The sequence below is a fragment of the Ignavibacteriota bacterium genome, assembly GCA_016212665.1.
In the GTDB taxonomy this organism is placed as follows: domain Bacteria; phylum Bacteroidota; class Ignavibacteria; order UBA10030; family SZUA-254; genus FW602-bin19.
On sequence record JACREZ010000024.1, the window covers coordinates 91,626 to 104,275 of the forward strand.

Below are 12,650 nucleotides of genomic sequence, written 5' to 3' on the forward strand. Positions count from 1 at the left end.
CCTCGACATTTCCATTGTGCCAATACTCCGCTACTCCATCACTTCATAACTCCATAACTCCAACACTCCATTCAAAATGGAGAGAGAATTACCACGTCATAATCGGGAAGAGTGATGAATAATCGTCCGTCCAAAGTTCGAAAGTTGTATCAGGTGTTACAGGAATTGTCATGCGTACAACATCAGGATGATTAATGAGTGATTGATTTTTCGTTACCATCAACCAAACCGAAGCCGAACGGTTCTTTGCTCTTTCTTCATTCATATCTAACAAGTAACTGCAATGCATTCCGTAAAGTGCGGCAAGTTTTGTAACAGCCGGATAGAAGTCAAGATAACTTGACGTCCCGTGAATTATAATCGCTCCATCCGGTGCAAGATGTTTCAGGTAAACATCAAACGCTTCCTTGGTCAGTAGATGGAGCGGCGGTGAATCACTATTGAAGGCATCGAGTGCGAGGATATCAAAATTCTGCGGCTGTTCCCGTTCGAGGGAAAGGCGTGCATCACCAAGTAAAATATCCATCTTGCCCATGCAGTCCTTCATGTACGTGAAGTATTTTTGCGCGAGCCGCTCCACTTCAGGGTTGATTTCATAGAGCCGGAGGTAATCGTTCGGGCGCATCCATACGGCAATTGTTCCGACACCCATTCCAACCGCTCCGACACGAAACTGTGGTTTTCCAATCGCCAAGAAACAGACACCAAGCCCGCTCTTTTCTGAGTAATAGCTCATCGGCATCCGTTGGACTTTCGGACTCATGAATTGCTGTCCGTGCAAAACGCCGTCGTGACTCATGGTTCTGTATGTGTACACCGGCGTTTCCTTTGCATACTCAGAAATTGAAATGACTCCATAAAAATTTCTTGATTGCTCAATAACGTATGTTCGTGTCGAGCCATGTATCTTGTAGAAAGAAAATACCAATCCGACAGTTCCGGCAAAGAGGAACGCCCACAGGAGTTTTCGTTTTCCGCCTCGCAGCGGACTCTGTTTATCAACATACAAAATGGTGAACCAAAGAAGCGAACACAAAATAAATCCAAGGTAAAATTCATTGTATTCATCGAAGATTAGAGGGGCAACGAGAACCACGAACAAACTACCAAGCGCGCCGCCAAACGCAATCAGCAAATAATATAATGTAAGATGATTTGAACCGGGTTTCAATCGCGCAAGTTCACCATGGCAAATCATGCACGAAGAAAACATCAGCAACGGAAAGATTGTCATCACTATCGTCAACGTCTCTTCTTTGACAAGAAGAAAATAACAAGTCAAAGCAAGGCTGACGGCAAAGAGCAATCCAAACCATCTTCGTGAATACCAAGTTGGTCGGTCGAAACTGATGATGAACGTCAGCAGGTACACCATTAACGGAAGAACCCAGAGAAACGGAACGACAACGACTTCACGACACAGTTTATTTGTTATTGCTAAAAGAATGATGGAGGAAGTCGCCGGCAACAGAATCCAAAGCCATCGTATGAGTTGTGTTGGCGATTTTACTTCTTTCTTTTCTGATAGTTCTTTTTCAGTGATGCTTTGTTCTGAAGTTTTCCGGAGTCTGAATCCAATCGTTCCGCACAATACTGTAAACAAGCCCAATCCGAATGCCCAGATCATTGCTTGTTCAATTCTTGAAAAGAGGGGCTCAATCAAAAATGGAAAACTGAGAAGCGCCAACAACGAGCCTGCGTTAGAAAGTGCAAACAAACGATACGGTTGCACTCCCGGATTGAGCAACGTAAACCATCGTTGCAAGAGCGGGCTTGTTGCTGAAAGAATAAAGTACGGTAAACCTAAATTAACGGTGAGGAGTGAAAGTATTCCAAGTGTCGGGTCTGCGTTTGGTTGCGGCTTCCAACTCTCCGAAGGTATAACCGGCAGTAACAAGAGCGAAGCAACCATCAATACAAGATGTACAAACGCTTGAATATTTTTCGAGAAATATTTCGTGAGTAGGTGTGCGTATAAATATCCAAACAACAGGAACATTTGGAAAAACAACATGCACGTTGTCCATACCGACATGCTACCGCCGTACCACGGCAAAATGTATTTGCTGATAATTGGCTGAACCTGAAAAAGAAGGAACGCACTAAGGAAAATTGTTGAACCATACAATAACATAAGATTTCGTCCTCCCTCGTTCCTCAGTACCCGCACTTCTTTGCTCATAGTTGATTTGCGTAATCAGGGATGACGACATACGTAATCGGATCAACGACGCCTGCGAGTTGAAATCCCCGCAGACGAAGAGCGCAACTATCACACACACCGCAAGCAATCTCTTCATTTTGATAGCAGGACCAACTGAGATGTAACGGAGCGTTCAATTCATTTCCTCTCTTTACGATCTCAAATTTCTTCATGGAGATAACAGGCGTGACAATTTCTAAGTTCGTCTCCGCTTTCGTTCCGAGTTTGATTACCTGATTGAACGCATCATAAAACTCTCTCCGACAATCGGGATAGCCGGATGAATCTTCTTCCACCGCACCGATGAAAATCTTCTTCGCTCCGAGAATTTCTCCCCAGCTCACTGCAATGGAAAGAATATTCGCATTCCGAAACGGGACATACGATGTCGGAATTTCTTTCCGTTCCAAATCCGCTTGTTGAACAGCCATCGTATCATCAGTCAAACTTGAGCCACCGATGTGTTTCAGATGCTGAACATCCACAACAAGCCGTTTCTTCACTGAATAAAAATCAGCAATGTCGTTGAACGACTTCAACTCACGCCGCTCTGTTCGTTGTCCGTAATTCAAATGCAAAAACGCCATCTCAAACTCCTGATGAGCGATGGCGGCAGTAACGCAACTATCCATTCCGCCGCTGACCAGTACAATTGCGAGGTCGTTCTTCATTGATTGTTGTTTCATGTTCAAGGTTCAGGAAAACAGGTTTGTGGTTCTTTGTCATTTGTCAATAGTCATTAGTCATTGGTCGTCAACATTCAAACGAATAACAAATAACCATTAACAGATAACTTTTCGCACAGCATCTCACATCGCATATCAAGCATCTAAACTAAACGCCCCGTGCTTCCGGATGCCAAATAAACTTATGCAACTGCAACTGAAACCGCACATTGAGTTTGTCAGTGAGAATCCATTCAGCAAGGTTAACCGGTTCTAACTTTCCGAATACAACCGACATCAGCAAATTGCATCGTTCATCAATCTTGTATTCTTTGATTTTTTCTTTCGCCCAATCGTAATCGTTCCGGTCGCCAATAACGAACTTTACCTCGTCTGTCGGTTTCAGGTCGTGAACAATTGTCCAATCATTTTTCTTCATCATAGCGGATGACGGACATTTGAAATCAACGATACAATTCACACGCTCATCAACTTCAGCAATGGGTAAACTTCCGCCGGTCTCCAGCAACACTTCAAAGCCCTCATCACACAATTGTTGTAAAAACGTATGAATGTTGGATTGAAACAACGGCTCGCCGCCTGTCACTTCTACAAGTTTGCAGTCGTAACTTCGCACCTGCTGAACGATTTCTTCAACCGTCATCTCCTTCCCTTCATAGAACGCGTACGCGGAATCGCAGTACGAGCAACGGATATTACAATATGTCAGTCGCACGAACACGCACGGCATGCCGGCATAACTCGACTCGCCCTGTATGCTGTGAAAGATTTCGTTGATGACTAATGTGTTGGAATTGTTTTGAACCATAAAGCCGGACAAATATACCCCAATCGTAAGTATAATTCAAAATGTTGGAACTTACTCCGGGATTTTTTACACCACTCATCACTCAGAACGTTGCTATGAAGCAATCAACTCTTATTTTCCTCCTTTTCATTCTTCTTATTAGTTGAACGAAGTAGTTGTGATTGAAATTTCCTCCGACGGTAAGTGTGTCTATGTTTCGTGCGAAAATATTATGGCATTTGTTCCCGCAGTATCATCTTACAAAAGGAAATTCAGTTCCGAGTTTTGTTTCGGTCATAGATATATCTACTAAGTTGGTGAGAAAGAACATTGAAGTCGGTTCGTTTGCGGCGGGGATTGTGTTTGTGAAGTAATAATTTGTTTTCATTCCGGATGAGGTAAAGTAAGGAAGGCAAAATTCAGGTAAAAAAAATTCGGAGTTAATCCATCGGGATGCCGAATTAAACTTTCGGAATGCGGAGTTAATTCATCGGAATGCGGAGTTAAACTATCAAATTGCGGAGTTAATCCATCGGATTGCCGAATTAAACTTTCGGAATGCGGAGATAATCCGTCGGTATGCGGAGTTAAACTATCAGATTGCGGAATTAATCCGTCGGAATGCGGAATTAAACTTTCAGATTGCGGAGTTAATCCATCGGAATGCGGAGTTAATCCATCAGAATGCGGAATTAAATTGTCAGATTGCGGAGTTACAGCGAACAATTTTTAGTGGAACTTCTTAATATGGACTGAAAAGCGTAAAAATAGTCTTGAAGAAGGCTTTGCAAAACCCTACGATGCCGTCGGGGCTGTCTCATAAGTGCAATCGCCTTGGGTGTCATTCCTGCGAAAGCAGGAATCCATTTCACTTTCGACGATTCTGGATTCCCGTTGGCACGGGAATGAAAAGTAAAAAGACTTTTGAGACAGCCCCCAATCGGCACTTTTTAGATGCCGAAACAAGTTCGGCATGACGAAATAGGAGGTAATGCAAAGCCTACTTGAACATATCTTACTTTTTCAACATCTTCCTCGAAGAAGCGCGGCAATGCCCATCAAAGTACAACGTTCCTGCTTGCGAAACTTTCACCCAATACGCTTTGCATGGACGAAGCAACTCCGACGCGGTATATCCTCCACCAAACTCAAAAAATTGTGAGACGATTTCTGTTGTTCCTCTCGTCTCCACACACCCCGGCGTTAACTCGGAACTAATCATCCCAATCAGATTCCAACCTTCGCCCACTTCGACTGAATCTGTTTCGACTGCAACACCGGAAATACTCAGCGAATCATCAGCGGGAAATTTTAACCAATAACCGACTCCGTTTTCCAACGAGTCTTTTGTTTGATAACTTCCCTCAAATGCAAACGCGCTTGATGTAGCACTTGGAAAGAGAAATACCTTCCGGCTATCCACGACGCGAACCGGAAGAGAAAGCATGTTCCATTTTTCTTTCACATCGCAATCCGATTGAAAAACATTTCCGAAAATAATATTCGTTACCGTTGTTCCGCTGAGGATTTCAAGAGTATCAAACGGCTCGGTAGTTTGCACCCAACCCGCACGTTGCTCTTCTGTCAGGAGATATTTTCCATACAGTAATGAATCGAACGTGAACACACCATTTCCACCGGTGAGCCGCATCCTGTACGGCGCGGGTTCACCGATTTTTCCAAGAAAGAATCGCCAATCAGAAAGATACGGCTCGAACGGTTGTTTACTTCCATTCCCGTTCAAATCCTGAAATTTCATTCCGCTGATGCTGCCAAATTGAAAGTTTCCGAAATTGCAGGTATCGCTTCCGCCGCTTTGTAAAAAGATACTGCACCCTCCTTCGGTCTTTACCCAACCACCTTGTTGCGCTTCGGTGAGCATGTAGTACCCGGGAGACAATCCGATGAAGCAATAATTTCCTTGTGCATCTGTTTGTGTGAACGCGTTGGTCAATCCTCCAAGGAGAATTGTCCAGCCCTCAAGACCCGGCTCGCCATCATCACGAGTTCCGTTGCCGTTGGTGTCTTCGTACTTCACGCCGCAAATTCTTCCAAGTTGCCCATTGGCAAAATCAATTCCAGTCGCATTCATGCCGGAAGAAATTGTGAGAGAGTATGCCCGTTGTCCCGCCCCACTTCCGCAGGTTGAAGTGGTAACATTTGGTGAACCGATTCTCGGATAACTTTGCACCCAACTTACCTTCAAACTTTCCTCAACGGTGTATGTTCCGGCTGTGAGATTATTGAAACTATAACTTCCGCTTGAATCCGTTACTGCGCGTGCAACAAGTTGACAATCCTTGAACAGTTTGATTACCCATCCGCTCAGTCCCGGCTCGCCTGCGATTGCGCTATCGGCGTTTACATCGTGAAACTTTTTGCCGGAGATGGAGACGAGTTGGTAGTTACCGAAGTTTTTGTTGGTAACACTATCGCCGCTTGAAATTGTAATTGTGTATGAAACAGAATCAGAAGTTCTCACCCATCCTGCCCGTTCTTCTTCTGTGATGATGTATGTTCCAGCTTCAAGACTATCGAAAGAGTAATTACCGTTTGCATCGGTGAGCGTTGTTTCGCTTGATGCGCCGGAAAGATAGATACTCCAGTTCTCCAATATTCCATCAGCACTATCTTTGATTCCGTTGGAGTTGAGGTCGTGGAACTTCATTCCATTTAATGAACCATATTTGAAATTCCAAAAATCTTTTCCTGTAAGACTATCTCCGTCTGAAAGTGTAATAGTGTAAAAACCTGAATCAGGAAATGTTTGTAACCAACCATTTTTAATTTCTTCAGTAAGAGTATATGAACCAGGAGAAAGGTTTGTGAATGTATAATTTCCATTTGCATCTGTGTAGGTTGTTTCATTTGAAGTACCTGAAAGAATAATTTTCCAGTTTTCTAATACTCCATCAGTGCTGTCCTTCGTTTTATTTCCGTAGCGATCGTTGAACTTGATACCGGAGATAACACCGAAATGGAGGTTCTTAAAAACTGAAACCGTCCCAGCATTGTAATTTGCTACAATCAGGTCAACCATCCCATCGTTGTCTACATCACTCGCACACACACTTTTAGGTGATGCCCCTGTTGTGTAATTTACTTTTGCCCCAAATACTCCATTATCATCGTTTCTTAAGACAGAGATTGTATATGAATCCTCATTAGTAACTATTACATCGCTGTTTCCATTACCATCTATATCATTTAAAATAATTGAAGACGGAGTTACGCCCGTGGAATAATTTATTGTATTTGCAAACGTCCCATCACCATTATTTTTCAGAACAGAAAAAGTTCCGGAATTGTTATTCGCAATTAGAACATCGTTGTCAAGGTCTGCGTCAATATCATTCACAAATAATGATATGGGAAATGGACTAATGTTATAATCAATTTTTGAAACAAATGTGCCGTCACCATTGTTTTTCAAAACAGAAAGCGTATTCGCAGTATAATTGGTTACTAATAAATCATTATCTCCATCGTTATCAATATCGCTCGTTAATACACAAATGGCAGCGGTCCCTGTCGGGTAATCTACTTTTGTCGCGAACGTGCCATCTCCGTTGTTCATCAATATAGAGACCGAATTTCCATTATAATTGGCTGTTACGACATCAACATCACCGTCTCCGTCTAGATCACTCGTTATGACAAAGTAGGGACGATTTCCTGTTTGATAATTTACTTTGTTTTCAAATGTGCCATCACCATAATTTTTCAACACGGAAACGTATCCACCAAAATTTGCAAGCAGGATATCTTCATCTCCATCATTATCAATATCGTTTACACATACGGAAAAAGCAGGTAAATCTATTGGATAATCTGCCTTTGGAGCAAAAGTCCCATCTCCATTATTTTTCATCACAGAAACTGAAGCTGAGATATAATTTGCTGTTAGAATGTCTGCATCTCCATCATTATCCACATCACTTGCAAAAATAGAACGTGGACGAACACCTACAGTGTAATCCATTTTTGCAGAAAAAGTGCCTGGGCTAGAAACTGTTGCAACAGAAAACTGCCAATGCCACCCATTCGTCAAACTATCTCCACTTGCACTAAGTATGTTTTTGGTAAGCGTAACATTTACAATTTCTCCCGCTTTAAAATCTGTTGTTGGGTTAAATGTAATAGCCGTATCACCACTCAGAGTAATTGTTCCGGCGTGCTTCCCGCTCTGCGAGCCGTGAACGAGAATGTTGCTTGTGTTTAATGTTGCCGTGTTCATTGCAACATTGAACGTGGCGGAGATGTTGGTGGACTTGGAGATGTTGAGGGCGTTTTGAGATGGAGAAACAGATTTTACTTGTGGGTCCCATCCGTTTTCATGGAAGAGTGAATCGATTTCTGCAATGTCAAGTGCCTTATTATATATTCTAAAATCATCAAGTTTCCCCTTGAACATTTCCCATAATCCTCCAATTGTTCCAAACCTACATCCTACATTGGTGTTGTAATAATCACTTGATGATACTATGAAAGAAATATCTAATGTACCATCTATATAAAATTTATATGTATTCCCATTTTTTATTAAGGAGAAAAAGTACCATTTATTTTGCTGAAAGTTTGTTTTTGTTCCAGCAACAACTGCAGAATCCCAAGCAGATCCATTACCAACCGAGTAATTCATCTTTCCCTGCGGAAAATAATTATAAGAAATGGATATGCCGTTATGCGGATAAGTATTGAAAATGGTTTGCATTGTTTTTGAAATGTCAGACGTGTTGAACCATCCTGTGATGGAATATGTTGACCATCCCAAATTAAAAATTGGCGTACTCTGTTCTAGTATGTAATGATCTACACCATTAAAACTAAACGCTTTATTTGCACCTCCAAATCTATCGGCTGTTAGAATTGCACCAAAAACAGTTCCATTATTTCCATTTCCACTTTCATCATTTGCATTTCCGTTGAAAGGATAGTAAGCAACAAGTCCGGAGTCAAGCGCAACAGTGTTCGCATCGGGTTGGTATTCCTGCGCATCAACCTCCACTAAAAAGCAAATCACAAAAAGTATGGCGGTGAGTGTAAAGTGTATGGTATGTTTCATGGTGTTACTTCCCCAAAATGTATTTATAAATTTAGTACATCAAAATTTTATTGCGGCTTGTTAATTCTTTCTAAAACTTGTTGTGGTGTTACTCTGCCTCGTTCTGTTCTATCAAAGTCAGTATCGAAACTGACTATTTCTAAATTGTATTTCTCTGCGGCTGTGTATTGGTAGGCGTCGTCAAAGTCAAGTTTGAAGCGTTTCGAGACAAATACAATGGTTTCCAGTTCTTCGTGGAACAAACGAATTTGCTCTATTTTTCTATGCACGAAAACATCGTGAATAAAATTCAGAAATTCGTCGTGTAAATTTCGATAGAAAAGAATAAGCCCTACTGAATCAACAGAAAATTCTGAAATGAATATCGAACGAGATGAAACTCTCCGTAGAAATTCCTTGGCTTCTTCCTTCCGCTCCTGCTGAAGGATAATTTCTAAAAAGACATTCGTATCAACGAGATACACCTTGTCTCCACAACTTTGTTACTGCGTGTTGTAATTCAACAGACGTGTATTCATCCCTCATATCTTTTAACGCTCCCTCCCAATCAAATTTCCATGGCATTTCTGATTCAGGCTCTTGTTGTTCAATCATTCTTTCAACAATAACCTCAACTTCCTTTTGTTTTTTAGGAGGGAGTTTCTCAATTTTTTCTACTAATGTAGTGCTCATATATTTTAATGTAATTATTTCGATTGACCGTACAATGTTACAAATTCATCGGTTCAAAAACAACGTTTGCTTACTTGTGCCTCAACCGCCGCCAAAAAGCAAAGTCAACGACTCGTAGAGCACAAAAAGTATGGCGGTGAGTGTAAGTTGTATGGTATGTTTCATGGTGTTCCTTCCCCAAAATGTATTTAAAAATTTAGTACATCAAAATCTCATTGTTGTTTGTTCAGCCGTTCTAAAACCTGTAGTGGTGTTACTCGTCCTCGTTCGGTTCTATCAAAGTCAGTATCTCTACGAGCCGTAGGCAAAACTTACTATTTCTAAATTGTATTTCTCAGCGGCGGTGTATTGGTAGGCGTCGTCAAAATCTAAATTGTATTTATTACTATGGTCAATCAACTTCCTCAGGTCGTGTGCAGGTAGTTTAACGGGTTGTATCTTCCCATCAATTATTTCTTCTTGTACGAATTCTGTGAATTTTTCTTTCATTCTCTTCTTTGCTAATATTATTCCGATGGTATGAAGAGAAAATTCTGAAATGAACAAGACTTCTGAAGTCATTCGCTCGAAGAAGTGTTCGACCTCTGCCGCCCTCTCCTGCCCTAAAAAGTATTCAATAAATACATTGGTATCTATAAGATACATTCCTCGCTCCACCACTCAAGTGACTTGTGCTGTAACTCGACAGAGGACATTCTCACATCTTTTAACATCCCCTTCCATTTCGGATTCAACTTCGCGGATTTTGGAGTTTGCTGTTTGCCGAGGAACATATCAATAAATTCTTCAACCTCACCATAATGTTCCGGGTGTAACTGATGTATTTTTTCTTCTATTACTGCAACTGCATTCATGTGGCATTCCTTAATTTGTGGAGTAAAAATACTAAAGTTCAGTTATAAAGCAAAAACATGTTAGAAATCAGTCAGTATTCCTGCACTACAACCTCCACCAAAAAGCAAAGTCAACGACTCGTAGAGCACAAAAAGTATGGCGGTGAGTGTACGTTGGATGGTATGTTTTTTTGAATCGCTCCTCTTGAATCTCACACATCCTTCTACAAAAAAGCCGACACTTTTCAGCATCGGCTTTCTTTGGAACATTGGTTACTTATGTACTGAATACTCAAATACTCAAATACTCATGTACTCACCATCTCAACTACTTAATAAGTATCATCCGCTTCACTTCACTGAACGAACCGGCGGAAAGTTTGTACATGTACACGCCGCTCGATAATCCTGAGGCGTTGAATGTTACTTTCTTCTCTCCGGCTTCCTGCATTCCTTGAACAAGGGTTGCGACTTCGTTGCCGAGAAGATTATACACTTTCAATGTAACGACGCCTGTAACGGGTAATGAATAACTGATAACGGTTGCAGGGTTAAACGGATTCGGATAGTTTTGCGCTAACCTGTACTCTGTAACAACATTGGGAGTTTCACCGACGCTAAGCACTTCGTTTGGATTCAACACTACATCAATTTGCTGAACTTCATTTTCCATGCTGATAGAAATATCGTTTGCATAGTCGTCATCATAATTCATTAAATTAGAAACAAGGAAGTAGTCTCCTTTTTCCAATCCTTCAATCTCAAACGAACCGTCGAGGTCGGAGACTGCACAGCCGACAAGTTCTCCCTGTGTATTCACTGCATAGAGTAGCGCTCCATCCAGCGCATTTCCCGCGCGTTGCTTCACCGTGCCGAGAACAAATCCCGCGCTGTTGCGGTGGCGAATCGGACGTAAGTTGAAATTGATATTCGGAATCACATCGCTTGCTGAAACAACAAGTGTATCGGCTTCTCTCCAGTTCAACGTCGGTGTTCCGTCTAACCGGAAGTATGTTGATTTATAACCGCGAGCCCAACTTAATAAAATGTATGCGCCGGGTTCCATATTCGAGAGAGTGTATCCCCCAGACGCTGTGTCGGTCTGTGTGTAATATTTCGTGTAACGTATTCCGTTGTTGACTTTTTTGTATGCATAGATAAACGCATTCAACGGCAATGTTCCGGCTGAGTCTGATACCGTTCCGGTAATTCCATTGTTATACACCGGAACCGGGTCGAGCGTCATGTTGATGTCGGTGATATTTCCGGTAATTGCAATTCTATCTGCTTCAGCAAATGTTCGTTTGTCGTTCCAGAATTCAGGTAATAAGAATCGGTCGGAAGAAAATGCATACACGACAACAGTATCATTCTGTTTCAAAGTCAAAGAAAAGAAACCAAGTGAATCTGTTGTCGTTTGAAGCTTACGCCGGTGTAAATCATGCCCGAAATTTCTGTTAATGAGATACGCGCTTACCCATGCTCTCTTTTGGTGTGGTGCGTCGTATATGTAGTCATCCACACGACCCGTGAGAGTATAAAATGTTGGTGGTACAAACTTCGCTAAACCAACGGTGAGGATGAGCGAATCATTTTCAAGGACAGTCACTTTTGTGGCAGTTTGTATTGTCGCGGCATTATCATAAAACTCTCCAACAAATCCGGGAGCGGATGAGAACATGTAATACTCGCCCGTCCGTAATCGAGCAGAGAAGAAACCGTTGCTATCGGTCGGAACAAAAATCGGATTTCCTGCTGAGTTCAATGCGGGAATGAATTTCACTCCGCCGCGTCCAATCGGAACATTCGCTGAATCGTTCACCAACAGCCCACTGATTTTTCCAAACGTAAATACCGGAGCGAGGACTGTTGCTTCAACCATAGTTGACGGCGCGCTTTCAACTCTGTTCACCACCGAGGTAACATAATACGAATAGGTTCTTCCGGCTTGTACATAAAAATCAGTGAACGTTCTGTAATGTGTTGACCAGATTCGGATAAAGCGGGAATTTGAATCACTCAGTGAACCGATTTTTTTGTAGATGTTAAACTTCGCCCATGTGTTGACAGAATCTTGTTGCCACATAAGATTGACCTTCGGGTATCGTCCCGAATAATCTACTGTTGCAGTAAGATTGGATGGAGGATTCGACTGTGTCGAACTCCACGCTGGGAGAAGGAACAAACTGATGATGAGAAGTACAAGAATTCGTTTCATGACGAACTTTCTAAAAAATGAATGTGAAATAAATCGCTGTGCGAGCGTGAAAACATTCTTTTCTAACCGATAATATATCCGGTTAGAAATTCAACAAGTTAGACTCAACTATCGAATGCGGGTTTAATGTACTCTTTATTTAATTTTGAAAAAAATAATTCGCATTGAAGTTGAACAAACATTTCT

At 41.8% G+C, this 12,650-nt stretch carries 10 protein-coding genes and 1 pseudogene; 1 reads left to right on the plus strand and 10 read right to left on the minus strand.

Annotated features, from left to right (window positions below; all coding sequences use genetic code 11):
- Positions 1 to 88: 88 nt before the first annotated feature.
- From HY960_08030 to HY960_08040, 3 genes are all read right to left on the minus strand, one after another.
- Positions 89 to 2,182, minus strand: a complete 2,094-nt coding sequence (locus HY960_08030; protein MBI5215688.1) for a fused MFS/spermidine synthase — start codon at positions 2,180 to 2,182, stop codon at positions 89 to 91.
- Entirely contained in the window at positions 2,179 to 2,874 is a 696-nt protein-coding gene (gene queC / locus HY960_08035) for a 7-cyano-7-deazaguanine synthase QueC (GenBank protein MBI5215689.1), read from the minus strand. Before queC ends, HY960_08030 begins: the two co-directional genes overlap by 4 nt.
- A gap of 163 nt (positions 2,875 to 3,037) precedes the next feature.
- Positions 3,038 to 3,697, minus strand: coding sequence for a radical SAM protein (locus tag HY960_08040; protein ID MBI5215690.1), 660 nt, complete (start codon positions 3,695 to 3,697; stop codon positions 3,038 to 3,040).
- A gap of 161 nt (positions 3,698 to 3,858) precedes the next feature.
- On the opposite strand from HY960_08040, the gene HY960_08045 reads away from it, so the two are divergent.
- Entirely contained in the window at positions 3,859 to 4,050 is a 192-nt protein-coding gene (locus HY960_08045) for a hypothetical protein (protein ID MBI5215691.1), read from the plus strand.
- 10 nt (positions 4,051 to 4,060) lie between these two features.
- On the opposite strand, the gene HY960_08050 is transcribed toward HY960_08045, so the two are convergent.
- The 7 genes and pseudogenes from HY960_08050 to HY960_08080 all read right to left on the minus strand — a co-directional run bounded on the left by HY960_08050 (position 4,061) and on the right by HY960_08080 (position 12,464).
- Positions 4,061 to 4,402, minus strand: a complete 342-nt coding sequence (locus HY960_08050; GenBank protein MBI5215692.1) for a hypothetical protein — start codon at positions 4,400 to 4,402, stop codon at positions 4,061 to 4,063.
- 289 nt (positions 4,403 to 4,691) lie between these two features.
- Entirely contained in the window at positions 4,692 to 8,741 is a 4,050-nt protein-coding gene (locus HY960_08055) for a VCBS repeat-containing protein (GenBank protein ID MBI5215693.1), read from the minus strand.
- Between the two features lie 47 nt (positions 8,742 to 8,788).
- A complete protein-coding gene (locus tag HY960_08060) occupies positions 8,789 to 9,205 on the minus strand; it encodes a type II toxin-antitoxin system VapC family toxin (GenBank protein MBI5215694.1) in 417 nt (138 codons plus the stop codon).
- Positions 9,192 to 9,413: a DUF2281 domain-containing protein gene (locus HY960_08065; protein MBI5215695.1), complete on the minus strand. Its 222-nt coding sequence runs from the start codon at positions 9,411 to 9,413 to the stop codon at positions 9,192 to 9,194. The genes HY960_08060 and HY960_08065 overlap by 14 nt, the downstream gene beginning before the upstream one ends.
- Positions 9,414 to 9,625: 212 nt before the next feature.
- Positions 9,626 to 10,058: pseudogene (locus HY960_08070) on the minus strand (type II toxin-antitoxin system VapC family toxin).
- A complete protein-coding gene (locus HY960_08075) occupies positions 10,046 to 10,267 on the minus strand; it encodes a hypothetical protein (protein ID MBI5215696.1) in 222 nt (73 codons plus the stop codon). Before HY960_08075 ends, HY960_08070 begins: the two are co-directional and overlap by 13 nt.
- A gap of 307 nt (positions 10,268 to 10,574) precedes the next feature.
- Positions 10,575 to 12,464 (minus strand): T9SS type A sorting domain-containing protein, encoded by a 1,890-nt coding sequence (locus tag HY960_08080; protein MBI5215697.1) that lies wholly within the window; start codon positions 12,462 to 12,464, stop codon positions 10,575 to 10,577.
- Positions 12,465 to 12,650 lie beyond the last annotated feature (186 nt).

Coding starts and splice junctions, on each gene's coding strand:
- HY960_08030 (MBI5215688.1), bottom strand. CDS start 2,182: ATGAGCAAAGAAGTGCGGGTACTGAGGAACGAGGGAGGACGAAATCTT.
- queC (MBI5215689.1), bottom strand. CDS start 2,874: ATGAAGAACGACCTCGCAATTGTACTGGTCAGCGGCGGAATGGATAGT.
- HY960_08040 (MBI5215690.1), bottom strand. CDS start 3,697: ATGGTTCAAAACAATTCCAACACATTAGTCATCAACGAAATCTTTCAC.
- HY960_08055 (MBI5215693.1), bottom strand. CDS start 8,741: ATGAAACATACCATACACTTTACACTCACCGCCATACTTTTTGTGATT.
- HY960_08065 (MBI5215695.1), bottom strand. CDS start 9,413: ATGAGCACTACATTAGTAGAAAAAATTGAGAAACTCCCTCCTAAAAAA.
- HY960_08075 (MBI5215696.1), bottom strand. CDS start 10,267: ATGAATGCAGTTGCAGTAATAGAAGAAAAAATACATCAGTTACACCCG.
- HY960_08080 (MBI5215697.1), bottom strand. CDS start 12,464: ATGAAACGAATTCTTGTACTTCTCATCATCAGTTTGTTCCTTCTCCCA.